Source organism: Steroidobacteraceae bacterium (assembly GCA_041395505.1).
Lineage (GTDB): Bacteria > Pseudomonadota > Gammaproteobacteria > Steroidobacterales > Steroidobacteraceae > JAWLAG01.
The window spans coordinates 687,407-713,858 of sequence record JAWLAG010000002.1 but is presented as its reverse complement, the minus strand read 5'-3'; the positions used below and the strand labels follow the sequence as shown (position 1 = coordinate 713,858).

At 64.3% G+C, this 26,452-nt stretch carries 27 protein-coding genes; 13 read left to right on the top strand and 14 right to left on the bottom strand.

Going from position 1 to position 26,452, the window contains the following annotated elements; genetic code table 11:
* Both R3E77_15910 and R3E77_15905 read right to left on the bottom strand, forming a co-directional pair.
* Entirely contained in the window at positions 1 to 768 is a 768-nt protein-coding gene (locus R3E77_15910) for an ABC transporter permease (GenBank protein MEZ5500900.1), read from the bottom strand.
* A complete protein-coding gene (locus R3E77_15905; GenBank protein ID MEZ5500899.1) occupies positions 761 to 1,666 on the bottom strand; it encodes an ATP-binding cassette domain-containing protein in 906 nt (301 codons plus the stop codon). The genes R3E77_15910 and R3E77_15905 overlap by 8 nt, the downstream gene beginning before the upstream one ends.
* Before the next feature lie 66 nt (positions 1,667 to 1,732).
* Here R3E77_15905 and R3E77_15900 point away from each other — a divergent pair, with 66 nt between their 5' ends.
* Together R3E77_15900 and R3E77_15895 are read left to right on the top strand one after the other, a co-directional pair.
* Positions 1,733 to 2,755, top strand: a complete 1,023-nt coding sequence (locus R3E77_15900) for an SDR family NAD(P)-dependent oxidoreductase (GenBank protein ID MEZ5500898.1) — start codon at positions 1,733 to 1,735, stop codon at positions 2,753 to 2,755.
* Complete coding sequence (locus R3E77_15895; protein ID MEZ5500897.1) at positions 2,752 to 3,465, top strand: hypothetical protein; 714 nt, start codon at positions 2,752 to 2,754, stop codon at positions 3,463 to 3,465. The genes R3E77_15900 and R3E77_15895 overlap by 4 nt, the downstream gene beginning before the upstream one ends.
* Here the strand turns inward: R3E77_15895 and R3E77_15890 are convergent.
* Complete coding sequence (locus R3E77_15890) at positions 3,450 to 4,547, bottom strand: hypothetical protein (GenBank protein MEZ5500896.1); 1,098 nt, start codon at positions 4,545 to 4,547, stop codon at positions 3,450 to 3,452. The genes R3E77_15895 and R3E77_15890 overlap by 16 nt on opposite strands.
* A 322-nt stretch (positions 4,548 to 4,869) precedes the next feature.
* On the opposite strand from R3E77_15890, the gene R3E77_15885 reads away from it, so the two are divergent.
* Genes R3E77_15885 through R3E77_15875 form a run of 3 tightly spaced genes read left to right on the top strand, consistent with a single transcriptional unit; the run spans position 4,870 to position 7,885 of the window.
* Entirely contained in the window at positions 4,870 to 6,840 is a 1,971-nt protein-coding gene (locus R3E77_15885) for an EAL domain-containing protein (protein ID MEZ5500895.1), read from the top strand.
* Between the two features lie 32 nt (positions 6,841 to 6,872).
* The gene (locus R3E77_15880) at positions 6,873 to 7,445 is read left to right on the top strand and encodes a VOC family protein (GenBank protein MEZ5500894.1); all 573 of its coding nucleotides are present in this window, start codon (positions 6,873 to 6,875) and stop codon (positions 7,443 to 7,445) included.
* Positions 7,446 to 7,468: 23 nt separating this feature from the next.
* On the top strand, positions 7,469 to 7,885 hold the full coding sequence (locus R3E77_15875; protein ID MEZ5500893.1) for a VOC family protein: 417 nt from the start codon (positions 7,469 to 7,471) through the stop codon (positions 7,883 to 7,885).
* 3 nt (positions 7,886 to 7,888) lie between these two features.
* Here R3E77_15875 and R3E77_15870 read toward each other — a convergent pair whose 3' ends face one another.
* The 3 genes from R3E77_15870 to R3E77_15860 are packed head-to-tail and all read right to left on the bottom strand — an operon-like array spanning position 7,889 to position 11,226.
* Positions 7,889 to 10,039 (bottom strand): acetyl-CoA hydrolase/transferase C-terminal domain-containing protein, encoded by a 2,151-nt coding sequence (locus R3E77_15870; GenBank protein ID MEZ5500892.1) that lies wholly within the window; start codon positions 10,037 to 10,039, stop codon positions 7,889 to 7,891.
* A gap of 21 nt (positions 10,040 to 10,060) precedes the next feature.
* The gene (locus R3E77_15865; protein MEZ5500891.1) at positions 10,061 to 10,672 is read right to left on the bottom strand and encodes a YceI family protein; all 612 of its coding nucleotides are present in this window, start codon (positions 10,670 to 10,672) and stop codon (positions 10,061 to 10,063) included.
* On the bottom strand, positions 10,669 to 11,226 hold the full coding sequence (locus R3E77_15860) for a cytochrome b (protein ID MEZ5500890.1): 558 nt from the start codon (positions 11,224 to 11,226) through the stop codon (positions 10,669 to 10,671). The genes R3E77_15865 and R3E77_15860 overlap by 4 nt, the downstream gene beginning before the upstream one ends.
* An 18-nt stretch (positions 11,227 to 11,244) precedes the next feature.
* Between R3E77_15860 and R3E77_15855 the strand changes: the two genes are divergently transcribed.
* A complete protein-coding gene (locus tag R3E77_15855; protein ID MEZ5500889.1) occupies positions 11,245 to 11,970 on the top strand; it encodes a YceI family protein in 726 nt (241 codons plus the stop codon).
* Positions 11,967 to 13,283, top strand: a complete 1,317-nt coding sequence (locus tag R3E77_15850; protein ID MEZ5500888.1) for an MFS transporter — start codon at positions 11,967 to 11,969, stop codon at positions 13,281 to 13,283. The genes R3E77_15855 and R3E77_15850 overlap by 4 nt, the downstream gene beginning before the upstream one ends.
* Here the strand turns inward: R3E77_15850 and R3E77_15845 are convergent.
* Genes R3E77_15845 through R3E77_15825 form a run of 5 tightly spaced genes read right to left on the bottom strand, consistent with a single transcriptional unit; the run spans position 13,265 to position 18,693 of the window.
* Complete coding sequence (locus tag R3E77_15845; GenBank protein MEZ5500887.1) at positions 13,265 to 13,987, bottom strand: VOC family protein; 723 nt, start codon at positions 13,985 to 13,987, stop codon at positions 13,265 to 13,267. The two genes, R3E77_15850 and R3E77_15845, sit on opposite strands and share 19 nt — an antisense overlap.
* A gap of 27 nt (positions 13,988 to 14,014) precedes the next feature.
* Positions 14,015 to 15,226, bottom strand: coding sequence for an MFS transporter (locus R3E77_15840; GenBank protein MEZ5500886.1), 1,212 nt, complete (start codon positions 15,224 to 15,226; stop codon positions 14,015 to 14,017).
* Between the two features lie 7 nt (positions 15,227 to 15,233).
* A complete protein-coding gene (gene gabD / locus R3E77_15835; GenBank protein MEZ5500885.1) occupies positions 15,234 to 16,685 on the bottom strand; it encodes an NADP-dependent succinate-semialdehyde dehydrogenase in 1,452 nt (483 codons plus the stop codon).
* On the bottom strand, positions 16,685 to 17,392 hold the full coding sequence (locus R3E77_15830) for a dienelactone hydrolase family protein (protein MEZ5500884.1): 708 nt from the start codon (positions 17,390 to 17,392) through the stop codon (positions 16,685 to 16,687). Before R3E77_15830 ends, gabD begins: the two co-directional genes overlap by 1 nt.
* A gap of 11 nt (positions 17,393 to 17,403) precedes the next feature.
* The gene (locus R3E77_15825; protein MEZ5500883.1) at positions 17,404 to 18,693 is read right to left on the bottom strand and encodes an acetyl-CoA C-acetyltransferase; all 1,290 of its coding nucleotides are present in this window, start codon (positions 18,691 to 18,693) and stop codon (positions 17,404 to 17,406) included.
* A gap of 62 nt (positions 18,694 to 18,755) precedes the next feature.
* Between R3E77_15825 and R3E77_15820 the strand changes: the two genes are divergently transcribed.
* On the top strand, positions 18,756 to 20,189 hold the full coding sequence (locus R3E77_15820; protein ID MEZ5500882.1) for an MATE family efflux transporter: 1,434 nt from the start codon (positions 18,756 to 18,758) through the stop codon (positions 20,187 to 20,189).
* Here the strand turns inward: R3E77_15820 and R3E77_15815 are convergent.
* Both R3E77_15815 and R3E77_15810 read right to left on the bottom strand, forming a co-directional pair.
* Complete coding sequence (locus R3E77_15815) at positions 20,135 to 20,638, bottom strand: GNAT family N-acetyltransferase (protein MEZ5500881.1); 504 nt, start codon at positions 20,636 to 20,638, stop codon at positions 20,135 to 20,137. The two genes, R3E77_15820 and R3E77_15815, sit on opposite strands and share 55 nt — an antisense overlap.
* Positions 20,638 to 20,970, bottom strand: a complete 333-nt coding sequence (locus R3E77_15810) for a DUF2845 domain-containing protein (GenBank protein MEZ5500880.1) — start codon at positions 20,968 to 20,970, stop codon at positions 20,638 to 20,640. The genes R3E77_15815 and R3E77_15810 overlap by 1 nt, the downstream gene beginning before the upstream one ends.
* A gap of 127 nt (positions 20,971 to 21,097) precedes the next feature.
* Between R3E77_15810 and R3E77_15805 the strand changes: the two genes are divergently transcribed.
* The 5 genes from R3E77_15805 (at position 21,098) to R3E77_15785 (ending at position 25,430) form a co-directional block, all read left to right on the top strand.
* A complete protein-coding gene (locus R3E77_15805; GenBank protein ID MEZ5500879.1) occupies positions 21,098 to 21,910 on the top strand; it encodes a DUF1499 domain-containing protein in 813 nt (270 codons plus the stop codon).
* On the top strand, positions 21,907 to 22,212 hold the full coding sequence (locus tag R3E77_15800) for a DUF962 domain-containing protein (protein MEZ5500878.1): 306 nt from the start codon (positions 21,907 to 21,909) through the stop codon (positions 22,210 to 22,212). Before R3E77_15805 ends, R3E77_15800 begins: the two co-directional genes overlap by 4 nt.
* Before the next feature lie 6 nt (positions 22,213 to 22,218).
* On the top strand, positions 22,219 to 23,826 hold the full coding sequence (gene gshA / locus R3E77_15795; protein ID MEZ5500877.1) for a glutamate--cysteine ligase: 1,608 nt from the start codon (positions 22,219 to 22,221) through the stop codon (positions 23,824 to 23,826).
* 110 nt (positions 23,827 to 23,936) lie between these two features.
* A complete protein-coding gene (locus R3E77_15790) occupies positions 23,937 to 24,143 on the top strand; it encodes a hypothetical protein (protein ID MEZ5500876.1) in 207 nt (68 codons plus the stop codon).
* Between the two features lie 30 nt (positions 24,144 to 24,173).
* Complete coding sequence (locus R3E77_15785; protein MEZ5500875.1) at positions 24,174 to 25,430, top strand: diguanylate cyclase; 1,257 nt, start codon at positions 24,174 to 24,176, stop codon at positions 25,428 to 25,430.
* Between the two features lie 3 nt (positions 25,431 to 25,433).
* Here R3E77_15785 and R3E77_15780 read toward each other — a convergent pair whose 3' ends face one another.
* Complete coding sequence (locus R3E77_15780) at positions 25,434 to 26,435, bottom strand: isoaspartyl peptidase/L-asparaginase (GenBank protein ID MEZ5500874.1); 1,002 nt, start codon at positions 26,433 to 26,435, stop codon at positions 25,434 to 25,436.
* Between the last annotated feature and the right edge of the window lie 17 nt (positions 26,436 to 26,452).

Below are 26,452 nucleotides of genomic sequence, written 5' to 3'. Positions count from 1 at the left end.
TCAGCGCGCGAGGCGTCGGCGCATCAACCAAAGCGCCAGCGCCGCCGCGGCGCAGGCGTAGAGCAGCAGTACGAGCAGATGCAACCACACGGCGCCGAGCGGCAGGCCTAGCGCAAGGCCGCGCGTCAAGGCCGTGCCGTGGGCAAGCGGCAGGAATTCGGCGACCCGCTGCACAGGCGCTGGCAGCGCGCTCATCGGAAAGAACACACCCGACAGCAGCGTCATCGGTGTCACGATCAGTGTGAAGTAGTAGACGAAGAAATCGTAGGAACGCGCAAACGCAGTCACGACGAGCGCCATGGCCGAAAACGCGAGTCCCACCAGACCCGCGACCGGCAGGGCGAGCAATGGCCACCCTCCGGAAACCAGGCCAAGCAGATACATGACCGCGATGATCGCCGCCGCGGAGAACAGGCTCTTGACCGCTGCCCAGACCCATTCACCGACGACGATGTCGTTGATGGTCATCGGCGCATGCAGGATGCCCTCCCAGCTGCGCTGGATCTGCAGTCGCGTAAAGGCAGAGTAGAGCGCTTCGAAAGAGGCGCTGTTCATCGCTCCGTAGCAGATCATTCCGCCCGCGAGGAAGCTGATGTAGGGGAGCCCCTCGAGGGGACGCAGAAAACTGCCGAGGCCAAAGCCGAGTCCCAGCAGCAGCAGCAGCGGCTCGGCCAGATTGCCGACCAGCGACGGCCACATGAGCTTGCGCCACACCAGCAGGTTGCGGTGCACGACATGCAGAAATCGCCAGCTCAGTCCGTCAGTCACGGATTTCCCGTCCAGTGAGTTTGATGAAAACGTCCTCGAGGTTCGCGGGGCGCTTCAATGCGCGCAATTGCGGCGTCGCGTGCAGGGCCTCGAGCAATGCGTGATCATCGTTGCAGTAACAGAACGCAGTCTCGCCGCTGGTTTCGACGCGTGTGGCATAGCGCGGTGCCACCTCGCGAGCCCACTCCTCGATGCCTTCGCCATAGACCTCCACGACCTGCGCATCGACGTGCTTCGCAACCAGCGCGCGCGGTGAATCGAGGGCGATGATGCGACCCTGATCGAGTATGGCGACACGATCGCAGAGGCGTTCTGCTTCCTCCATGAAGTGCGTGGTCAGGATCAGCGTGCGACCTTCGCTCTTGAGGCCCTTCAGCCGGTCCCAGATCAGATGGCGGGCCTGTGGGTCGAGGCCTGTTGTCGGCTCGTCCATGAACAGAACCTGCGGATCATTCACCAGTGCGCGCGCCAGCGTCAGCCGTCGCTTCATTCCGCCCGAGAGCGTGTCGAGTTTGTCTCCCGCGCGCTCACCGAGACCGGCGAATTCGAGCAATTCGGGCACCCGCTTGCGCACGGTCGCGGCACGCAAACCAAAGTAGCGGCCGAACACCACGAGATTTTCGGTAATGCTGAAATCCGGATCGAGATTGTCGAATTGCGGCACTACGCCGACGCGATAGCGTGCCAGCCGGGCATTGGCCGGGACGGGCTGCTCCGCGAGCGTGATAGCGCCCGAATCTGCAGTGGTAAGACCGAGGCAGCAGCGCAGTGTGGTGGTTTTGCCTGCGCCATTTGGACCGAGCAGCCCAAAGCACTCGCCCGCCGCCACGGCGAAGCTGACGTCATCGACGACCGTACGTCCGCCGTAACGCTTGACCAGATTGCGCACGCTCAACATGGAGCTACTGTAACGCGCTGTGCTGAGCTTGTGGACGACAAATGGCAGTTGTCGCATCATCGCCTCATGCCGACACGACGCCAATTCGTTCATGCCGCGATGGCGACGGCGATCGCACCCGTGCTCGTTGCCTGCTCGGATGATCGCGGCGTGCAGCGACCCGCTGGTTCGGTAGTCGGACCTTTCGGCAGCGACTCGACTGCCGATGAGGTGACCGCGGGAATCGATCTGGCCGGCAAGACCGCATTGGTCACGGGCGCGACCTCCGGACTTGGGCTGGAGACGGCGCGCGTGCTTGCACTGCGCGGCGCGACGGTCATCGCAAGTGGCCGCACACTCGAGAAATCGCGCGAAGCCTGCATTCAGATCGGCGGCGACACGCGGCCACTCGCACTCGAACTCAGCCAGCTGGAATCCGTTGCCGCGGCAGGCGATGCCGTACGAGAGATCGCGCCAGCGCTCGACATCCTCATCTGCAATGCCGGCATCATGGCGCTACCGCGGCTCGAGCAGGTCGATGGCATCGAGAGACAGTTCTTCGTCAATCACCTGGGTCACTATCTCCTGGTTCGGCATCTGTATGACGCAGTGCGAGCGGCGCCGCAGGGACGCGTGGTCATGGTCAGCAGCCTGGGCTATCGCTGGGCGAGCGATGCGGGAATCGAATTCGACAACTTGAGCGGCGAACGCGACTACGAACCCAACCGCATGTACGGACAGTCGAAGCTCGCCAACGCATTGCTTGCGTTGGAACTCGCGCGCCGATTCGCCGGCAGTCAGGCAACTGCCAATGCCGTGCACCCCGGCATCATCAATACCAATCTTGGCCGGCATTTCCCGCGCTGGAAGCGCATGCTCGGCAGCCTGATCGGCTGGACGTTCATGAAATCCGTCGAAGAGGGTGCGGCCACCACCTGTTATGTCGCGACGGCGCCCGCCCTTGCCACGACGAGTGGCCTTTATTTCGAGAACTGCAATCCCGTCGTGCCGCAGGCCGGCAAACACATGGACGACGCGGCCATGGCGCGACGGCTATGGGACGTATCGGCCGACCTCGTGCGCGATTATTTGCCGACCGCGCTTGCATGAGCGGACGCTGGCCACTGTGGGTATTGCTCGCCTCGTCCTGCGGCGTGGCCGGAAGTGCGTCGGACGAGCTGGCTGCCATCGATCGCGCTTATTTCGCGCGCGATGTCGCCGCGCTCGCCCGATTGCAGGAGCAACTCCGCTCCGCGCCGGGTACTGGCGAATATGCTCGCGCCTTCGTCGCCTTCAGGGGTTTGCAGCTCGCCGTCTGGCAGCACGACAAATCCGCTGCGACGCGTTGGGGTTCGAGCTGTGTCGAGGCGGCCGGGCGCGCTGGCAAGACCCTGCCGGCCGAAGCCCTGGCCCTGGAATCCGCGTGCTACGGTTATCTCGCGAGCCAGGGTGGCCTGTCGGCAATCAGGAATGGTTCACGCAGCGGCAAGCGTATCGAAGCAGCTGCCGGGCTTGCGCCAACCAATCCGCGCGTGCTGCTGGTCGATGCGCTGGCACTTTATTTCCGTCCGGCTTTCGTTGGCGGCGACAAGGTCAAGGCCCGCGCCCTCGTCAAATCGGCTACCGAGGAATTCGCTCGCGGCAATCCAGCCGTCGCCGGCGGGCGCGGCTGGGGCGAGGGTGAAGCGTGGTACTGGCTGGCGCGCATGTCGGCAGAGCAGGGTGATGACGAAGCGGCGCGCGCCGCCCTTGCAGAGTCCCGGCGGCGTCTGCCCAACTGGCGCAGGCTCGACGAACCCCTCATTCAGGGCGCGCGATAGGGCCGGTCGTAGAGTTCGTCCCAGGCTGCGAGTGCCGGTTTTGGCATGAAGTCGCTGTCGACCACGCCCAGGTGCGCGAACAACGGCAGGTTGGCCGGGACCGGCTGCGGAAACTGCGCGAGGTCGAGGTCGACGAACAACAACTGGATGAGCGCGCGTGCAGACACCGAATCAAGCAACGCGGCTTGACGGCGGATGTAGCGCGCCTGCAGATCCGGAGTCGATTGCACGTTGGCTACCGCGGCGCTGGTCCAGCCGCCTTCCACGACCATGACCGGCAGGTTGCGACCGTTCAGCACACGCGAGTAGTAGTTGCTCGGGATGTCCTCCGGCGTGCTGAAACCAAAATACGGGTAGGACGACAACCCGACAACGTCAGCGAAAGGGAAATCGGCGAAGTCGGTCTCTGCACCCACATAACTGCCGCCGCCGAGTGCGCCCCATGCCGTATCGACCTGGATGCTGAACAACAACTGGCCCTGGGCGCCCGCTGCGCGCAAATCCGCCGCGGCGTCATTGGCAACCTGTCGCACGGCAGCGTAGAGCGGTGCCGGTGCGGCAACGCGGATCAGGTTGGTCTCCGCCGCGAGGCCCAGGTACTCGGGATGCAGGACCTCGGCAACAGCCAGGGCATAGTCGCGGTACAACTGCTGCACTTCGGGTTCGGTGAGACTGCGACCGAGCGCGCGCAGCTGCGGTGCTTCCTCGGCGCGTGACAACCCGTCGGTCGAATCGAGCATGAAGTAGATCGCGAGGCCCTTGCCGCGCAGGTAATCGACCAGGCCCACCTTGTCGCGAGCCAGGATGTCGCGAGGCGGCATGCCCGCGAGCAGGTCGGCCCAGGGCAGCTCCTCGTGCAAAGCCGCGATCTCGGCGCGCAGGCTGAGTTCGTCGATGGTGCGCAGCACCTCGTTCACGTCAGGTCTCGGAGGAATGGGCGCAAAACCCATGCGCCAGGTGCGTGTTACCGGCGCTGGTGTCGAGGAGCCGGTCCCACCGCTGCCGCCGCCGCAGCCCGCAACGGCCAGCAGGGTGCAAATCGCGGCGAGGCATGCCCTCAGTCGGAACGTCGAGTGGTTCACGGTGACTCCAGGTGTGAACGACGAAGGCGTCAATTATCGAGTGGCCGGCCTGAACCGGAGCTGGCACGAGTCACATTACGGTAAATCCCGACCCGTGGGGGACTCATCAGTGGTGCCGGCGCATACGCCTGATCCTGCAAAAGTGGACATGGATCGCGTGAGCCCCGAACAAACTGTGCGATGGCGCGCAGCCGCCTGACCGCGACCTCTCCAGACTCGAACAAGTTTGTGTCCTGCCGTGGCGACTTCGGGTCCGACCGCGACGGGCATCCGAGTGCCGGGAGTTTGCGCATTGAAGTCGGACGAGGGAACGCCAGGGAAAATGCGTCTTTATGAGTATCTGCCAGGGACTCGGCAGGTCGTCTTCGTCACCTGTGCGCTGACGCTGATTGCCATCGCCGCAGCCTGGCGCATTGGACAGGATGCCATCAATGGCGGGCAGATGATCAACGCCATTGCCGCCTGCACGTCGGCGCTCATCGTCATCGCATTGGCCGCGGTCATCTACAAGATCTGGATCATGGCATTGCGTACCGAACGCGAGCGGCGCGCCGAATCGCATCGCTACGAATCGCTCGTTGGACAGTCCGAGGACCTGATCATAGGTGTCGACGTGCGTACGCGGCGCATCGTCGATGTCAACGCGGCGGCCGCGCGCCGTCTCGATGCACGTCACGAAGACCTCTGCGAACTGCAAATCGATGCGCTGATCGTCGATGACAGCGGCGAGCTGCTGGAGAAGCTGCTCGCCGGCACCACTTCCACGGTAACCGCAAAGCTGCGCGGCCGACGCAATAGCCTCCTTGAGACGGAAATCACCGTCAGCCGCTCGGTGTTGAAGCGTCGGCCGCTCGCGACCATGGTCATCCGCGACGTCACCTTGCGCAAGAAGATCGAGACGCAGCTCGTGGAGAATCAGCAGCGCCTCGATCGCCTCGCGCACCGCGACCAATTGACTTCGCTCCCCAATCGCCTCTACCTGACCAACTACCTGCCGCGCGCACTGAGCGATGCGCAGCAGTCCGGCAGCGGACTTGCGATCCTGTTCATCGATCTCGATCACTTCAAGCACGTGAACGACTCGCGCGGACATGATGTGGGTGACAAGCTTCTGCAAGCCGTGGCGCAGCGGCTCACCTCGGTGACCCGCGAGACCGATACTGTCGTACGCATGGGTGGCGACGAGTTCGTCGTCGTCATGCCGGACCTGCCGGACATGCACCTGGTCAACAAGACGGCAGCGAATATCAACCGGGTCATGTCGACGCCCGTCATCGTGGAAGGACATGCGCTCACGACGACGGCGAGCATCGGCGTTTCCATGTACCCACGCGATGGCGACAACGTCGTGGCGCTGCTGAAGCACTCCGACACGGCCATGTACCAGGCCAAGGACAGCGGTCGCAACAACTGCCAGTCATTCAGCCCGGCCATGGACCGCAAGCTCAAGGAGCGCGTTGCGATCGAGGCGGGACTTCGCAATGCGCTCAAGATGAATCAGCTCACCGTTCACTATCAGCCCATCATCAACACGCGGCTACGCCGCGTGATCGGGCTCGAGGCCTTGCTGCGCTGGCAGCACCCCAAGCGCGGTACCGTCTCGGCTGCGCGTTTCATACCCGTCGCCGAGGAAACAGGACTGATCGTGCCTATCGGCGCCGTCGTGCTGCAGCAGGTGCTTGCGGACATGCGCAACTGGGGCAGCGAAGGCGCAAAGCTCGTGCCCGTGTCGATCAACGTGTCGGCCGTGCAATTGAAGCGGCCGGAGTTCGCGAGCGAACTCGCGCGCGCGGTCGCCGACGCCAACCTGCCACCGGGTCTATTCCAGCTCGAGCTCACCGAGGGCCTGATGATCAACAGTCCCGATGCCCGCGGCGGCGAACCCTGCCATGATGTCGTCGAGGAGCTGCGTGAGCGTGGGTTTCGGATCGCGATCGACGATTTTGGAACCGGGTACTCGAGTCTTACCTATCTGCAACACTGGCGAGTCGACTGCCTGAAGATCGATCGAAGTTTCGTACGCGATATCGTCACCGATCCGAACGACTACGCCATCGTAAGTGCCATTACCACCCTCGCGCGTCATCTCGAGATCCAGGTGGTCGCCGAAGGCGTGGAGAGCTGGCAGCAAAGCGAGAAACTGCGCGAACTGGGTTGCGACCTGGCGCAGGGCTTTCTGTTCGCGCGGCCGGCGCCCGCGAGCGCCTGCAGCAAGCTGCTCGCCGCGCCTGCCTTCGATGTAACCGAGGTGCAGTACATCAACACCCGCCGGACGCGTCGCCTCGCGGGATAGCTCGCAAGAGGCGGCTGTGGCAGGATGGCGCGATGAAATACCTCGCCGCACTGCTCGCCTTGTTTTTCATCGTGGCCGCGGCCTCTGCCGAGCCTGTCGCCCCCGGGGAGCGCATCCCCGTCGATCTGCGGCGTACGACGCTCGTTGTCCGCGACCTCGATCAATCGCTGCGGTTCTACCGCGATGCCCTCGGGCTCACCGTCATCTACGATCAGCTGCTCGGCGGCAACCCGGATGCCGAAGGGGGACCGGTGGCGCCGACTACCCGGCTTGCGCTGCTGCGCGCAAACGATCGCTTCATTGGTGTCCTCGGCCTGATGCAGCGGCTCGATACACCGGCCCCACCGGTTCCGCCGCTGGCCAAGGCTCAGGCGGGACAGGCCATCCTGGTCATCAACGCGGCCGACCTCGACACACGATTCACCCGTATTCGCGAGGCTCCGGGCGTGACGGTTTTCAGTGATCCCAAGCCCATTCAATACCCGAGCGCCGATGGCAAAGGGCACATCGATGTCATGTTCAGCGCGGTGTGGGACCCGGACGGATTCTTCGTCGAGATCAACAAGCTCCTCGGCGCCCCGGCCGGGAGCGACGCGAAAGACTGACCGCCTCGCCCCGGTTGACGGACTTGCCTGCACCTTTTCATCTGGCTGTACCGGTCCACGACCTCGAGGCCGCGCGGGCGTTCTATGGCGGGTTATTGCAGTGCGCGGAGGGCCGCAGCGCGGCGGACTGGGTGGATTTCAATTTCTTCGGCCATCAACTGGTCGCGCATCGCGTCGCCTCGGTGCAGGCTGGAGCACAGTGCAACCCGGTCGATGGCGAGCAGGTGCCGGTGCCGCATTTCGGTGTGGTGCTGCCCTTCGCCGAATGGCAGCAGCTGGTGGAGCGCCTGCGCGAGGCGGGAATCGATTTCGTCATCGAACCCGGCATACGCTTTGCCGGCCTGGTCGGTGAGCAGGCGACTTGCTTCCTTCGCGATCCGTCGGGCAATGCGCTGGAATTCAAGTCCTTCAAGGACCCTGCGCAATTGTTTGCGCGCTAGGCGCTAGAGCATCTGGCCCAGTTGCCGTGCGAGCGCGCGAGCGGTCAGACGCTCGCGCAGGCTCATCGACTGATCGAATCCCATGCGCTGCAGGTAGGGGCGTTCGCGTTCGCGCGGCTGGCGCAGCGCCGCAGCCGCCAGCATCTTCAGCTTGCCGAGCGGTCGCGCGGCCGCGGTTGCCATCGTCCGCAGCGCGCGGGCAATGAGGATCTCCTGTTCATTGAGGTCGCTCCCGAAGGGGTATTCACTGAATCGGCCGAGGGCCCGGTGCGCGGCGAGCACGCGTTCGAGTCTTTCGGGCAGGTTGGCACGACGATTGTCCGGAATCCGGTGATCCCTGGAGATCTTGCCGGCGCGCTTGGCTTCATCCAGGAGTTGGTCCTGGAAGCGCGAGTCGCTGATGTCGAGGATGGCAGCGATGGTTTCGCTGTCGGTGCGGCCGCGCAGGTCCGCTACTCCATATTCGGTGACGATGACATCGCGCAGATGGCGCGGGATGGTGCAGCTGCCGTAGCCGAAGCGCACGTTCGATGAAACGCGACCATTCTTGTTGCGCGTGGCGCGCAGGCAAAGGATCGATCGCGCATCGGGGAGCGCATGGCCCATGGCGACGAAGTTGAATTGTCCACCGACGCCGCTGACGACCTGCCCGTCATCGAGGCCATCCGAAATGGCTGCGCCTAGCAGCGTCACCATCATGGTCGTATTGACGAAACGGGCCGCCGCGCGCTGCAGGACGCGCAGCTCGTAATCGTCGCCGTAGAGCTGGTTGATGTAGCCGACGCCGCGCATGTCGATCTGGGTCAGGACATCGACCGGCAGATCATTCAGCGCCGCATAGAAGCCGGCCGGGCCGAGGAAAAAGCCCGCATGCAGGAGTTTCCCGTTCTGCAACGTTCGTCCGAGGCAGCTCGCTGCAATGGCCTGGCAGGCTGCCTCGTCCGCCAGGTTCGCATCGATCCAGTCGTTGCCGGGATAACGAACGCGTCCGTCGCGGTATTCGCAGCGCTGGCGGAACACGCCGTAGCGTCGAAGTTCCTCGAACCACCTGCGATCGAGCCGCGCCGGTACGCCAGCCTCGAGCAACAGCGGGAGAATTTCGCTCCCGAAAGGTTCACTCAGCTTGCCGCTCGAAAGAAGCCGCTGCAACACCACCGAGTCGTAGACCTTGCGACTCATGATGCCGGCGCGTATCAGATCGAGCATCTGGTCGACCAGCATCTCGCTCGAGCCGAACAGGCCCTTGTCGAATATGTCGCGCCCGCCGATACGATCGCTCCTTTGCCGCCACGATGGGCCGTCGAGTGCCTTGAGCAGATCACGGTAGGGCTGATTGTTCTGCTGCCGCAGCAACAGCGCGTAGACGATGGAGTCGCCGAGTTCACCGATGCCGATCTGCAACGTGCCACCATCGCGGATGAGGCTGCTCGCATGCAGGCCGATCGCGTAATCGACGGTCTGCAGGGCGGGATTCGGCACCGAGAACAGGCCACGTCGTGCGGCCGGGTCATCCAGCACGAAATCGAATCTCTCGGCGGGCAGCTCGGCGCTGCCGGCCATGTAGGGCATCTGCGGATGGATCATCGCGACCAATACGACCCGGCGACCCTCGGCGCGCAGCGGCTCGAGCAAGGGCAGGAGGTCCAGGGTCACATCTGGATTGCAGGCAAGCGACAATCGCTGCGCGCTGCCCGTGTCGCGGCTTGCGACCAGGTGGGCGAGCACATTGACGCCGCGGTCCTGCAGGTCGCGCGCTACGTGGGTGTAGTTCGCGCTGAGATAGTTCTGCTGCGCATTGCCGTTGCCGAGTGCAGACCCGGGTTCGAAGAAGAATTCGATTACAGTGACATTGGGTGGCAACGCGCCACTTTGCCGATCGCGCAGGAAATTGAGTTCTTCGTAATCGCCATACAGTCGCTGCAGGATGGGTTCCACCAGGCGCCGCTCGAGATCGTTGCGTGGCTGGGGGCGGCGCAACGATAGCGCCGTAAGGATGGTGAGCTTCAGATCGGGGTTCGACAGCGCACGCCTGTAGAGCTCGTTGACGAAGGGTACGGGCTTGCCGAGTCCGAGCGGCAACGCGAGTACGATATGCGTGCCTACGGCGGCAAGCACCTGGTCGACACACTCGCCGACATTGTCGATGCGGATCACTGACGGCTGGTCCGGCCTGCCTCAGTCGGGTTGCGGCCGCAACAGTATGTCGAAACGAACCTTGACCTCATTGCCGATCCATTCCGTCGAACTCCACTCGCCCTGGCCGATGCCATAGTCGAGGCGGTGTATGGTGCTCTCGCCGCGCAGACGCAAGGACTGACCGTCGGCCGCGAATACCATCTCGAGCGGCAACGAGTGCGAGTGCGGCACGCCGCGCAGCGTCAGCCTGCCGGAGGCGACATACTGGTCGCGGCCTCTCGCCACGACGGCGTTGGCTTCGAATTTTGCCTGTGGATATTCCTTGACCGCGAGGAAATCCGGACCCTTCAGGATGCCATCGCGATCGGCTTCGCCGGTCTCGACTTCGGCCATGTAGATCGTGACGTTCAGGTCCGCGGCATCGCTGTTTGGCCGGTAGGCGGAAAGCGTCAGCCGAAAATCCGGCAACCGGCCGGTATTCTGCGCACCCGCCTGGTCGAATATGAATTCCAGCCGGCTCGCCGACAGATCTGCCTTCCAGCGCGTGGACGGCGCCGAGGCGATGCTCGCCGCAGATGGAATCAAAGTCAGGATGAGTGTTGCAAGCAGCGGCAGGGTAGCCGGCCGCCAGCCCGACGAACTACCGGTCATGATCCGGGCCGGACAAAGGGCAACATGCGTCGCAGGATGTTGTCTCGATTGACGAAATGGTGTTTCAGCGCAGCGAGCAGGTGCAGGGTCGCGATCGCAACCAGGGCATAAGCGAGCGACTCGTGCAACTCGTGCATGGCATCGAACACGCCATCATCGCGGCCTACCAGGTCCGGCAGCTGCACGAGCCCGAACCAGCTGACCGAGTAACCCTTCGCCGATGACATCAGCCAGCCACTGAGTGGCATGACGAGCAGAACCAGATACAGCAACAGGTGCGTGCCACGAGCGAGCAGCCGTTCGTAGCCTTTCATCGTGGCCGGAAGCTCGGGCGTCGGATTGGCGAAACGCCACACTACGCGCACGAGGGCAATGGCAAAAATCGTGACGCCGAATGACTTGTGGCGCGCGAGCAGCGCGAGCTTCTGCAGGCCGGGCGCGAGGTCATCCGCCATACTGGCGAGTACGAACTGTGCGATCACCAACAGGACCACCAGCCAATGCAGGAATTTGGCGACGCCGCCCCAGGCGTCATTGGTATTTTTCAAAGCCATCGGCGTAAGCTACGCCGGATGCGCGTCGGCGTCAAAATGCTCGTGGCAACGGGTGCGGCGGCCTTGCTTCTCGCCTGCGCGCCACGTAACCGCGCACCCGAAATACCTCCGCGAGGCGTGCCGCCACCGCAGCAACCCATAGCCGATCGTTGGCAGATCGATTCATCGCAGTCCCTGCTGACGGTGCGCGTGCACCGCGCCGGCCCGATGGCCAGCATCGGGCACAACCATGTCATTGCCTTGCGCGATCCGGCGGGTTGGATCGAGAGGCCGGACCGACCGGCCGCGACGCGCCTGCTGCTGCGCCTCGCCCTGGCATCGTTCAGCGTCGATGAACCGCAGCTGCGCGCGCAAGCTGGCGATGAGTTCAGCGCAGTCGTGCCCGACGATGCCCGACAGGGCACGAAGAACAACATGCTGGGCGAGAAGCTTCTCGATGTGAAGGCCTATCCGGAGATCCTTGTGCGCTCTACGGCCGTTCGCCGCGCCGCGACCGGTTATCGCGCCGACCTGATGGTCGATCTGAAAGGCGGGGAGTATCCGCTGCGCGACCTACCCGTGGATGTCACGATCGATGGACCGTTGCTGCGTGCCAGCGGCGCGGTAACGTTGCGTCATGGCGATCTCGGTCTCGTGCCCTTCAGCGTGATGTTCGGCGCATTGCGTGTCGCGGATGAGATGCAGATCGATTACCTCATCGTCGCGCGTGCGCCGACCAGAGAACCAACCGGATATGACCCATGAGTGATCAAGGCTCCGCGGCACCCAGAAAGTTCGGCCCCGTCACGCTCGCAGACGGCTACACGCGCATCAACGCGCTGACCTACCTGTACGCCGCATTCATCACGATTGGCATGCTGAGTTTCGTGAGTTTCATGCAGCCCTATCTGCTCAATGCGAACCTGAAGCTGCCCGACGGCGAGCAAGGTCGTGCCATAGGAATCCTCGGTTTCAGCAACGAGATCGTGTCGTTGTTGCTGGTCGCGCCGATGGGTGCACTGGCGGACAAGATTGGGCGGCGGCCCGTGTACGCGCTCGGATTCCTGTGGCTCGCCGCGGGATTCTTCCTCTACCCGCTGGCCATGTCCTTCACGCAGCTGCTCGCCTGCGCGCTGTTCTTCTCGGTCGGTGTTGCAGCGGTCGGCACGATGCTCGCGACAGTCATGGCCGATACGCCGCGCGAGCAGTCGCGCGGCAAGTTCGTCGGCATTGCGGGATTTTTCAACGGCCTCGGTGCGGTGTTCGCGGTGCTGCTGCTTGGCGGCGTGCCGAAGCGGCTCGCAGCATCCGGACTCGACGACGTGGCGGCCGGACGTATCACCTTCACGATTGCTTCTGCCCTGTGCGTGTTGTCGGCCGCATTGCTGTTCCTCGGTCTCAAGCGTGGCACACCGAGCCGCGTCGGTGGCGCCGAGCGGCTCGGCCGGTTGTTGCGGATCGGCATCGAAGCGGCGCGCGCCAATCCGCTGATCTGGTTCGCATGCGCACTGCAATTCGTCTCTTTCGCCGATCGCATCATCATCGGCAGCTTCTTTACCGCCCGCATGCAGCAAACGGCGATCGCGCACGGCATGTCGGTCGCCGATGCCGCGGACGCATCGCGCCTGCCCTTCGCCATCGGCAACAGCACCGGATTGCTGTTCGCCTTGCTCTTTGGCTGGATGATCGACCGCATCAAGCGCGTGACAGCGGGCGTTCTCGCCATGGCGGTGGCCGGTGTGGGTTACCTCGCCGGCGCGCTGATCGGCGATCCTACGAATCCGCTGATCATTCCGGTGGCCATCATGCTCGGCGTCGGGCAGGTTGCGGCCATCATTGCCTGCCAGACGCTGCTCGGCCAGGAGGCGCCGCGCGATGTTCGTGGCGCGGTGTTCGGACTGGCTGGCATATTCGCCTCGCTCGGCATCCTGTTCACCAACCTGGTCGGCGGCTTCCTCTACGACACGGTCGGCAAGCAAAGTCCGTTCGTATTGATCGGCAGCCTCAACGTAATGATCATGATCTTCGGGCTAACGCTCGCCGGACGATTGCGCCAAACTCAGAACTCGTCGTCCTGAAGGAGGAGCAATCCGGTGCCTTCCGGGGCCACGAGGAGGGCGTTTGCACTGCCCGACAGACCGCCCGGCAGGGGAGTCTTTCCGGTCACGCCGCGTTCGGCGAGCGATGCCACGCGATCTGACATGTGCGAATCGCGAAACACCAGCAATGGTTTCGGTGAAAACGCCGGATGATGCAGTCCGATATTGATCGCGCTGCTTGCGATGACTTGCTGCGCGAAAGGCCGATCGACAGCATCGTGGGCCACGAAGCCCAGTGACTCCCAGAATGCCGCGCATGCCGCGAAGTCGGCACAGGGCTGGCTGAACTCGCTGAAGTAGCCGCAGGCACTGTACTCGGTTGCCGTGCGCTCGCTACGCGAGAACGTACGTGCTTCGAGCACGGCGATCATGCGCCCGCTGGGATCGCCGAAACCGATTTCGTTGAAACTCTCGCCGCCGCTTTTGACGAATGCCATCTCGATGCCGAGTGCCGCGAACTGCGGAACCGACGCGACGATGTGCTCGCGCCAGAAAGTCAGCGCTGGCGAATCGAATCGGTACTCGTGCAGACCGAGCCAGACGCGCCCGTCTGTGAGCACACCGTAGCGATGCGGCCAGGTATCGCTCGTCGTGCAGTGGCTGAACCCGAGCCGTTCATAGAATGCGACGGTTGCGGCGATGTCCGTCGTCGCGATGCTGATTTCCAGGAATTGGCCAAGCACGGCGCGACAATACCCAAGCGTCTTGCACTACGCCAGACGGGCCGCGCGCGAGCGCGGCGTGAACAGCAGCGCCAGCATCGCAAGTCCCGAGACGGCAACGCAGAAGAGCATGACCGGTACCGCGGTGTCGGTTCGGGCAAAACCCATGCCCTGGACTGCTGCGGCCGCGGTAGCCTGCTGGGCAAACCCGAGCAGGCTGCTCGCAAGACCCGCAAATCCGGGTGCCGGCGACACGGCGCGCGCCGACAGGTGCGGCAGCGCGAGTCCCTGCCCGAAGGCCATCGGCAATAGCGGCGCGAACAACCAGATCGGTCGGCCGGGCGGCGCCAAGGCCACCGCAAGCGATGCCAGCGCGCCGAGCAATTGTATGAGCAAAGCAATGCGCAGTACCTTGCGCACATCGGCCTTGATGCGCCCGCGGGAGATCAACCAGTTTCCGACGAAGTACCCGAGCGACATGAGAATGTAATAGCGTCCAACATCGGCAAGGGCACCACCATAAACATCACGCATCAGATAGGGTGCGTAGGCGATCAACACCAGGAAGATCGCGTAAATGGCGCTCGCCTGGCACAGGGTCACGACGAACTCACGCTCCGCCAACGCCCGGCGGCTGCGTAGCAGGATCGCAACGATGCGATGTCCGGCGCCTGCACCAGGGCGCGTCTCCGGCAGGCGTCGAAGCGCAACGACGAGCAGCAGCGTGCCGGCAAGGAGCAGCATCCAGAATCCTGCCTTCCAGCCGAAGGCCGCTGCGATGTAACCGCCGGCCCAGGGCGTCAGAACGGTCGCGATGACCATGGTCATGGTGAGCGTCGCGATCATCCGCGGCAACATCTGATCGCTGAACACGTCGGCGACGACGGTACGCGAGCCGGTGAGCGTTGCCGCCGCGCCCAATGCCTGGACGACACGCCCCGCGATCAATGCGGGTAACGAGGAGGCGAGGGCACACAGCGCCGAGCCCATGGTGAAGATGGCTGCGCCGCTGAGGATTGTCGGCCGGCGGCCGAATCGCTCGGCAATCGGACCTGTGAACAGGGTCGCGAACGCGTAGGCCACGAGGAAGGAGCTGACCGTCGTCTGGGTGGCAGCGACGGTCACCGCGAACTGCTCACGTATGAGCGGTAATGCCGGCAGGAACAGGTTGGTCGCGACCGGGCCGAGTGCGCCGCATACGGCCAGCAGCGCGATCAGCGCGCGCGGATCCGCCGCCCCCGATGCACTGCAAGGACGCATGCGGCGGCTAGATGCCGCCTACGCAGACGTACTTGATCTCGGTGTAATCGTCGATACCGTAGCGCGACCCTTCGCGGCCGATACCTGATTCCTTGATGCCGCCGAACGGGGCGACTTCGGTCGAGATGATGCCGGTATTGACTCCGACGATGCCGTATTCGAGGCGCTCCTGGACACGCCAGGAGCGGGCGAGGTCGCGAGTATAGAAGTATGCCGCCAGGCCGAACTCCGTGTCGTTGGCGAGCGCCATCGCTTCATCCTCGCTTGCAAAGCGAAACAACGGCGCGACGGGCCCGAAGGTCTCTTCGCGCGCGACGCGCATCTCGGGCGTGACATGGGTGAGCACCGTGGGCTGGTAGAACGTGCCGCCGAGTTCGTGACGCCGCCCGCCGGTAGCCACCTTCGCGCCCTTGGCGAGCGCATCAGCGATGTGTTCCTCCACTTTCGCAAGCGCATCGCCATCGATCAGCGGGCCCTGGTCGGTTGCGCCCTTGAGGCCGTCACCAACGCGCAGTTTTTCGACCGCGGCGACCAGTTTCGCTGCGAAACGCTCGTATACTCCGGCCTGCACCAACAACCGGTTCGCGCACACGCAGGTCTGCCCTGTGTTGCGATACTTGCTGGCAATCGCGCCCTCGACCGCGGCATCGAGATCGGCATCGTCGAAGACGATAAATGGCGCGTTACCGCCGAGCTCGAGCGACAATTTCTTGACCGTGCCCGCGCACTGCGCCATCAGCAATTTACCAATTGCGGTGGAGCCTGTGAACGACAGCTTGCGAACGGTGGAGCTCGCGGTGAGAGCGCCACCTATTGTCGCGGCATCGCCGGTAATGACATTGAACACGCCCGCCGGTACGCCAGCACGCGCCGCAAGTTCGGCCATGGCGAGCGCGGAGAACGGCGTCTGCTCCGCCGGTTTGCAGACGAAACTGCAGCCGGCGGCCAGTGCCGGCGCGGCTTTGCGGGTGATCATCGCCGCCGGGAAATTCCATGGCGTAATGGCTGCCACCACGCCGATCGGCTGGCGCAACACCAGGATGCGCTTGTCGGGTTGATGCGCCGGGATGATGTCGCCGTAGATGCGTTTGCCTTCTTCGGCAAACCATTCGACGAATGCCGCCGCATAGGCGACCTCGCCACGCGCCTCGGCCAACGGCTTGCCCTGTTCGGCCGTCATGATGGTCGCCAGATCGTCGGCATTGGCCATCATCAGTTCGAACCAGCGGCGCAGCACATTGGCGCGATCCTTGGCGGTCCGGGCAGCCCAGGCAGGCTGCGCGCGAGCGGCCGCGGCGATGACCGCATCGGTCTCGGGCGCGGACAGCTGCGGGACGCTTCCCAGGGGAGCGCCACTTGCGGGATTGTTGATGGTCAGCTTGTCGCCGCCGGCGGCATCGCGCCATGAGCCGTCGATGTAGCATTGCTGGCGCAGCAGCGCCGGGTCCTTGATCTGCATTACTCGTCCTCGTCCTCGGCACTCGCCGCGGGCTTGCCCTTGCGACGCATGTTGTTGCGTATGAATTCGAGACTCCGCTCCAGCGCGAGTGTTGCGCTGTCGCGATCGAAATCGCCCCGCTCCGAGCAATTGAAACCGTGGCCGGCCGGATAGACGTGAATTTCGCCTTCGGGGCGGGTGGCGCGGATCGCGTCGATTTTCTCGGTGGGGATATGCGCATCCTTCGCACCGAAGTGATACATGATGGGGCAGCGCGGCGCCTCGCCGAGGAATTCGCCGATGCGCGCACCATAATAAGAGACAGCGCAGGCGATCGGCGCGCGACAGGCAGCCACGTAGGCCATGGTTCCGCCCCAGCAATATCCCACAACGGCGACAGGTCCCGCATGCCGTGTCACGGCGATGGCAGCGCCGAGATCCAGCATGACCTTGTCCGTCGCGAGCTGCATGGCGTAGCCGCGACCCTCCTGGATCTGGGCCTCGCCGTAGCCGAGCTCGATGCCGCGCCTCACGCGATCGAAGAATGCCGGGGCGATCGCGACATAGCCCTGGCGCGCAAAACCATCGGTTACGGCGCGGATATGCGAGTTAACCCCGAAAATCTCCTGCAACACCACGATCGCGCCCTGCGCCGCGCCAGTGGCTGGCGCCAGATAGGCGGAGAACTCGTGTCCGTCGCGTGCCATCAGGGTTGTGAACTCGCCCATGAGCCTGCCGCCTAGCGTTCGATGATGGCGGTGACACCCATGCCGCCCGCCGTACACACGGAAATCAGGCCGCGTTTCGCCGACGAGTCGCCCGCCAGGATCTTCGCCAGGGTGGCGACAATGCGCGCGCCGGTGGCCGCGAAGGGGTGACCGATGGCAACACTGCCGCCTTTGACATTGAGTCGCTCGCGATTGATCGAACCGAGCGCCCGGTCGCGACCGAGCCGTGTGCGGCAGAAGTCTTCCGATTCCCAGGCCTTGAGTGTGCACAGCACCTGGCCGGCGAAGGCTTCGTGAATCTCGTAGTAATCGAAGTCCTGCAATGTGAGCCCCGCGTCATCGAGCATCGCCGGCACCGAATAGGCCGGTGCCATCAGCAGTCCTTCGTGACCGGATGCGAAGTCGACGGCGGCTTGCTTGCCATAGCTCAAGTATGCGAGCACCGGCAGGTTGTTGCGCTTCGCCCAGTCATCGGTGCCGAGCAGCACGGCGGACGCGCCGTCTGTCAGCGGCGTACTGTTACCCGCGGTGAGCGTGCCGGAGGACGAGCGGTCGAAAACCGGCTTGAGGCGCGCCAGTTGCTCGATGTTCGAGTCGGCACGTACGTTGTTGTCGGCCTTCAGGCCTTCGAACTCGAAAACCAGGTCGCTGTAGAACCCCTCGCTCCAGGCGCGTGCGGCGTTTTGATGGCTGGCGAGCGCGAGCCGGTCTTGTTCGTCGCGGGTGATCTTCCAGTTCTTGACCATCAGTTCGCAGCTCTCGCCCATCGACAGGCCCGTGCGCGGCTCCTGCACGCCCGGCAACACGGGACGAAAATGTTTTGGCCGCAGCTTGAAAAATGGCCGCAGGCGCTGCCAGGCGCTGCGGCCGCGATGCGCCTCGAGCAACAACTGCTGGTAGCTGCGCGGATATACGACCGGAGGATCGCTCACCGAGTCGACGCCGCCGGCGATACCGCACTCGATCTGGCCGAGCGCAATCTTGTTGGCGATGAGTATGGCGGCCTCCAGGCTCGTGCCGCAGGCGCGCTGCACGTCGAGACCTGGTGTCTGCGGGTCCAGTCCCGTCGATAACAACGCTTCTCGCGTCAGGTTGAAGTCGCGCGAGTGCTTCATTACGGCACCGGCGATGACATCACCCAAGCGTTTGCCGGCGAGGCCGTATTTTTCCACGAGCGCCCGCAGCGCTGCCGTCAGCATGGCCTGATTGCCGACTCGCGAATAGGCGGTGTAGCCGCGCGCGAACGGGATACGCGCGCCGCCCACGATGGCAACGCGGCGTGTAGAAGAGCCGACCAGCATGTATAGGCACTCCGAAACAGGAATCGATGGCCTTAGAATGCCACGCCCACCGGCCGCACGCCATGAACCAGACGAAACGAATCCGCGACGCATCGAGCTTGCTGCCCTCCGATAGCAATCTGCGTTCGATCCTGCGTTACGCCTGGCCCATTCTCGTCAACAATCTGGCGACCATCGGGGTTACCACGGCGGACACGATCATGGCCGGCCGCCTCGGTGCAAACGACCTGGCAGCGGTTGCGGTCGGCGCCAGCTACGCAATGGTGGTCTATATCGCGGGCCTGGGGCTCCTGATGGCGTTGTCGCCGCTCGTCGCGCACGCCTATGGCGCGGGCGAGGACCTGCGCGCCGGCGCCCTGCTGCGCCAGGGCATCTGGCTCGCCGCCATGTTCGCACTTCTCGCGCTGTTGCCATTCCTCGGCAACGCACCGGTGCTCGAGCGCATCGGCATCGAGCCGCGAATCCGGGAGCTCGCCGGCGGCTACCTGCGCATGCTGGCCCTGGGACTGCCCGCGCTGTTCGCCTACCTCGCGTTGCGCTTCAGCGCCGAGGGGTTGGGGCGCACCCGTCCCATCATGTATGCAGCGCTTGTTACCCTCGTGCTCAACATATTCGGAAACTATGTCCTCATGTACGGCAAGTTCGGTGCCCCGGCGATGGGCGCACTCGGCTGCGGCCTGGCGAGTGCCCTGAGCCAGTGGCTGGTTTTCCTGGGTATGTGGTTTTACCTGCGCCGTGCGGCGATGTTCGCGCCATACCGCTTGCTCGAGCGATTCGAATTGCCCAGGCGCCGTGAGCTCCTGGAAATCCTGCGGCTCGGTCTGCCTATCGCGGGATCCCTGCTCGCCGAGGGCGCGTTGTTCTCTGCAGCTGCGTTGCTGGTCGGGACCCTGGGCGCCCGGCAGATGTCCGGCCACGCGATCGCGATCAATTTTGCATCGATCATGTTCATGGTGCCGCTCGCCGTGCATTCGGCAACGACCATACATGTCGGTCATCGCGCCGGTCGCGGCGAGTGGCTGGCTGCCGCCGAGGCCGGCTGGTCAGGAATCCGTCTCTGCGTCGCGTTGATGGCAGCATCGGCCGTCGTGCTGACGTTGTGGCGCTACCCGATCGCGGCACTTTACAGCGATGATGCCGAGGTCGTTGCGCTGGCAGCGCAACTACTGTTGCTCGCGGCCGTGTTCCAGATCGTCGATGGCGCGCAGGTCGGCGCTGCGGGGGCGTTGCGCGGTTTCCGCGATGCCAGGATTCCAATGCTCATCAACGTCATTTCATACTGGTTGATCGGGTTTCCCTGCGCCTGGCTCGCGGGTATCCACTTTGGCCATGGCCCGCGCGGCGTCTGGTGGGGTTTGATCGCGGGTCTCGCCGTGTGCGCACTATTGTTGCTGTTGCGTTACCGTCGGGTCGCCGCGGGTGTGCGCGCAACTCCCGAAGCTCAGCCGGATCGTGGCGTCAGTTCGAGCTCGTACCAGGCATCGCAGGAGAAATGACCGGTCGCACCGCGCGGTGCCGCGATGCGACGAAAGCCGAATTTGCGGTACAACGCCTGGGCGGCGTCCATGCGCGCAAGCGTTTCGAGGTAGCAGCGCTGATAGTGCAGCTCGCGTGCTGCATCGAGACAGGTCTGCAGCAGTTTCGAGCCGAGCCCCAGGCCCCGCAACCGCGGCAGGAAGTACATTTTGCGCAGCTCGCAGGTATCCTGATCGGCGCCCGCCAGCGGTGCAATGCCGGCGCCGCCCATGACCGTGCCATCGAGTTCGATCACGTAGTAGCGGTGGCGGGGCGCACCATAGGCACTGCTCATGGTGGCGACTTCGGCGTCGTTGATGGCGTAGCCTGGACCTTCCGCGCCGAACTCCGGCATCACCGTGCGGATCACATGGGCGATCGCGGCATCATCACCCGGCGCGATTGCGCGCAGGATCGGTGCGTCGGCCATCAACGGTAGCCGTAACCGCCGGTATCGATGTCGACGACCAGACCGTCTTCGAATCGCACTATGCGCATCAGTCGATTGGGTCCGAGATTGTAGGTCCAGGTCTCGACCGGTACTTCGATCAGATCGTTGCCCACCTGGAAGGGTCGTCCATGAAACCACAGGATCGGCTGTCGCCAGACACTGCGCGCCACGACGTCTGCCGGTTCGCCGCACTTGGCTATGACTTCGGCGCGGGTGTCGCCCTCGTGTACCAGGCGCGAGCCGCAGCGGAATGCGAATGCAGGCGCCGACCCGAGCAGGGTCACGACGAGCAGTGCCAGGACGCGCCTCATGGGCAGAAGCTAGCGCGAAAACGCTGAACACACAATGAATGCGATGCCGGCATGGCGTATTGCCACGGGCAGGGCGCATTCGGCAAGATGCCGCTCTGTTCCTGCCAGGGCATCGCAAGCCACTCACGTGAAAGGCCATTCCTACCCCTCGCTGTCGCGACCGTCATGGCCGCAGCGCATGCTGCGTTTCGGCATCGGCTGCCTCCTGCTCGGCGCGTTGGTCGCGGCCCTGTCCGGCCCATCGCATCGGCTGGGTTGGCTCGGTTTCGCGCCCGCGTTGATGGCACTCGGTGTCGGCCTGGCGCTTCTGCTGCTGGGTGCGCTCGCGGCCATCATTGCCTTTCTCATCGCGCAGCAACGCCAGATCGCGATCAACCGTGGCGGTGCCGCGCTCGCGATCGTCGCGGCGCTCGCGCTGGTGGGCTATCTGCTCGGCTGGATCCAACGCGGCACCAGCGTGCCGCCGATTCACGAAATCTCGACGGACCTCGACGACCCGCCGCAGTTCGCGGCGCTCATCGCCGAGCGCGCACGTGACCAGGCCGTCAATCCGCCCGGGTATGTGCGCGAAGTCATGGTTCGCGGCGCGGCGCTCGATGTGCCCGCGGCGCAGCGAGCCGCGTATCCCGACGTCGAGCCCCTGCAATTGCGTGCAACCCTGCCGGAGGTGATGAACGCTGCCGCCGATCTTGCCGGCGAGCTCGACTGGGATGTGGTCGCGCGCGATGATGCGGCTGGTCGCCTGGAAGCCACCGACACCACCTTCTTCTTCGGCTTCAAGGACGATGTCGTCATGCGTGCGCGACCTGACGGGGAATACACACGGATCGATCTGCGATCCAAGTCACGTGTCGGCCTTGGCGATGCGGGGACGAACGCGCGACGAGTGCGTCGCTTCCTGGCCGACCTGCGCAAGCGACTGTCGAGTGACGGATCATGAGCCGTCGTTTCGCCAATTTTGATGAATTCTTCACCTTCTACATGTCCGAACACAGCGACCAGCGTTCGCGCCGCCTGCATCTCGTAGGAACGCTGTTGTTCATTATCTGCTGGGCGCTGGCCGCGCTGTGGGCCGATTGGCGATGGTTCCTCGCGGGGCCGCTCATCGGCTATGCCTTCGCCTGGGTTGGGCACTTCATGTTCGAGAAGAACCGTCCCGCGACTTTCCGCCATCCGCTCTACAGCCTGCGTGGCGATTTCGTCATGCTCTGGCACTGGCTGAGCGGCCGGTTGCGCTGGTAGCCCATCGTGAGCCCGGCCCCCGGCGATCGAAACCTGCAACGCAGGCTGGCGACGCTCGCGAGCGCCGGCGCCGGCAGCGTGCTGCAGGGTGGATTGAAAGGCGTCGAGAAGGAATCGCTGCGCGTCACACCCGATGGCTTCATCGCAATGACGCCCCATCCGCGGGCGCTCGGCTCGGCGCTGACCAATCGCTACATCACGACCGATTATTCCGAGGCGCTGCTCGAGCTGGTGACGCCGACCTTCAACACGACCTGGGAGTTGATCGCCTTCCTCACCGATCTGCACCGCTTTTCCTACTCGGCGCTCGGCGATGAGCTGCTGTGGGCCGCCAGCATGCCGTGCCGGATTCGAAGCGACGACGATGTGCCCATCGCCGTTTATGGCAGCTCACACGCCGGACAGATGAAGCACGTCTACCGGCGCGGCCTCGGTTGGCGTTACGGGCGAAGGATGCAGGCCATATCGGGCGTGCATTTCAACTACTCCTTTCCCCGCGCGTTCTGGGAGGTGCTGGCTGGCGCAGAAGGTGCGGCCGCCGACCAGGATTTCATCTCCGCCGGTTACTTTGCCTTGCTGAGGAATTACCGGCGGTTTGGCTGGTTGGTGCTTTACCTGTTCGGCGTTTCGCCTGTGGTCTGCGGCAGCTTTCTTACGGGCATGAGCGATCATGGTCTCGAGCCTTTCACCCGTGGCACGTTCATCGCCCGACATGCGACCAGTTTGCGCATGAGCGATCTCGGCTACCGCAATCCGGCTCAATCGGGCGTGACGGTGTCGGTCAACAGCCTCGATGAGTACGTGCGCGATCTGTCGCGCGTCGTCGCGACTCCGTATCCGCCCTACGAGAAGATCGGCGTAAAGGTCGACGGCGAATACCGACAATTGACGACCAACATCCTGCAAATAGAGAACGAGTACTACAGCTACATCCGCCCGAAGCGTGTGACCAAATCGGGCGAGAGCCCGACGACGGCCTTGCGCTCGCGCGGCGTGGAGTATGTCGAAGTGCGCGCGCTCGATGTCAGCCCTTTCGATCCGGTCGGCGTCAACCAGAACAAGCTGCGCTTCATCGAGGCCTTGCTGGCACTTTGCGTACTGAAGGACAGTCCGCCGCTCGACGCCTCGGCACAACGCGACGTGGATGCCAACCAGTTGCAGGTTGCGCGCCATGGCCGCGATCCCAAATTGCGCTTGCGCCGTGGCGATCAAGCGTTGTCGCCGGCTGCGTGGGCCGGCGAGCTTCTGGATGAGATGCAGGGGTTGTGCGAAATGCTGGATGCGGGGGATGACAGCCGACCCTACGCCGCCGCCCTGGCCGTGCAGCGCAACAAACTGGCCGATCCCGGCCTCCTGCCCTCCGCCCGCCTGGTGGCCGAGCTCGCGCGCAGCGATGAGTCGTTCTTCGAACTTGCCCTGCGGACTTCCATCGCCCATCGCGACTATTTCCGCGACATTTACCCGGTGAACCCCGCTCGATTGGCTGAGTTCGCGGCCGAGTCCCGCGCGTCGCTGGCGCGCCAGGCCCGGATGGAAGCGGACGATCGCGGCAGTTTCGAGGACTTCCTGCAGCACTATTACAGGGCTGAGTTGGATTCACGCCACAAAATTTGACATATCCACTGTCGCGATTTTTTCACTTCGGCGTCATGTCCTTTTAACCGGCAAACCCCTACACTACGTCACGTTGCAAAGGGAATTGGGTCGGATTCAGGGGTCCGAACATGAAAGCCAAAAAACCAACCGAGCCTGTGAGGCTTGCGGTTCGCTCGTCTGCCGCTGCGGCCAATGAAGACTACCTGCCGGATGCCGTGGCGCATCCCCGTTCCCTGCCGGTCGCGAAGCACGCCGACGGCTGGGATCCCTTCCAGGTGTGGCTGACACGCATCAAGGCCGAGCAGGATATCCGCAAGAGTACGTCCGGGCTTTGACGGCGCGGCCGGGCTGACAGGCTGCGAGGGGTGAACGACGCTCGACTGTGGACCGGCACCGACGGCGCGTCGGGCGAGCGTCTGCTGCCTGCCAGGCAACAGCTCGAGCGCACATCGCGCCGCGGCTTTCACCTGCTGCGCTTCGATGGTCCCCTGGAGGCGGAATTCCTCGCTGCCCACCGCGACGAATTGCGCAGCGGCATCCGCCTGAACATCTTTCTCGCCCTGGTCACGGTGATCGGCTTCTCCTGGCTCGACCACGCGCTGTTGTCGGTGACCGAGAGCATGCGCATCGGGCCGACGATTGCGCGCTTCGGCCTGCAGTTGCCCATCGTGCTCGCCTGCCTCGTGCTCACCTCGCCGCGGCTCTATCGCTGGTACTGGCCCGTCATCTATGTCGGCGCGCCGCTGTTTGCGCTTGGTCACGTCACCATGGTGGCGAACGCGAGCGACCTGCATGCGGCGTTGATAGCGGCCCGTATCGTGCTGGTCTCTTTCTTCTTCTACTTCATGCTCGGCCTGCCGTTTCTGATCGCGCTCGCCGTCAATCTCATTTTCATGCTGTCGTTCGCGGCGGCCGCGGCGATCGGTTACGTCCCGCCGGCCATCGCCGGCTACATCCTGTTCGTGCAGTTCTGCGCCAATCTCTTCGCAGGCGCTGGCTCCTATGCTCTGGAGCGGGCGAATCGCCTCAATTTCCTCGAACGCCGTCTGCTGCGCGAGGTGGCGACGCATGATGGTCTCACCGGACTGCAGAACCGCGGCGCGTTCGAGCTGCAGGTGCGCACGTTGTGGGATCAACTCGCGCGCGAGGGGCAGGCGGTGACCGTGCTGCTCCTCGATATCGATCACTTCAAGGCCTTTAACGATCGCTACGGTCATCAGGCCGGCGACGGTTGTCTGCGCGACGTGGCAACCGCGGTACGCAGGGCCGCGCGGCGCAGGCCGTTCGACCTCGTGGCGCGCTACGGCGGCGAGGAACTCATCGTCGTGTTGCCAGGCGCGGACGCACGCTATGGCGATGAAACCGCGCTCGCACTGGTGGAGGCCGTGCGCGATTTGAAGATTCCGCATGTCGATTCGCCGACCCGGCCCTGCGTCACCGTGAGCGTCGGCTTCGTATGCATTCGCAATGCCCGCGAATCGACATTCGAGGCCGCATTGCGCCAGGCTGACGAGGCACTCTACCGCGCCAAGGACGAAGGTCGGGACCGCCACGCCAAGGCCAGCCGCAGTCCGGCAGCGACGGCCCCGGCAGGTGTCGGCATACGCCGCGCCGCCAGCTGATCCTCAATCCCGGTAGATAGCGATTTCGGCGGCGGAGCCCGCGCGTTGCGCTGCGCGAAACATTCCTTCGCTGTTGAATTCCATCACGACGTTGCCGTCGCGGTCGACAGCGATGATGCCGCCTTCGCCGCCCATCGCCGGTAAGCGCTGCATGATCACCTGGTGCGCGGCCGCGGCGAGCGATTCGCGGGTGTAGCGCTTGCGCGCGCAGATGTCGTAGGCGACGACCGCCCGGATGAAGTACTCGCCATGACCCGTCGCCGACACGGCGCAGCCCGCGTTGTCGGCATAGGTTCCGGCGCCGATGATGGGCGAGTCGCCGACGCGGCCATAGCGCTTGTTGGTCATGCCGCCGGTCGAGGTCGCCGCCGCCAGATTGCCCTGGCTGTCGAGCGCAACGGCGCCCACGGTGCCAAGCGCGGACAGTTCATTTTCCGGTTGCAACCTGCCCTGCAGGACCCGCTCGAGCTGGGCGCGTCGCGCCGGCGTGTAGAAATAGTCGTTCGGCACCAGGGCCATGCCCTGCGTGAGCGCGAACTCCTCGGCGCCTTCGCCGATCAGCATGACATGGGGTGACTTGTCCATGACGGCGCGAGCCAGATCGATCGGGTTGCGCACATGGCGCACGCCCGCGATCGCGCCGGCGCGCAATGTCGCGCCGTCCATGATCGATGCGTCGAGCTCTACGGTGCCCTCATGCGTGAATACGGCCCCGCGGCCGGCATTGAACAGCGGGTTGTCTTCGAGTATCCGCACCGCCAGGGCTACGGCATCGAGGCTTGCGCCGCCGCTTGCGAGCAAGGCGCTGGCCTGCCCGAGGGCGCTCGCGAGGCCGTCGCGATAAGCGGCTTCGCGCTCGGCCGTCATTTGCGCGCGCGGCAGGGTTCCGGCACCGCCGTGTATTGCGATTGCATACATTGCTGGCTCTCCGCCATGTGCGCCAACGGCTGCAAACTGCACGATAAGCAACAGCAGGGCGGCAACGCGCGCAGCACTTGGACGCATGATGATCTATCCGCGGC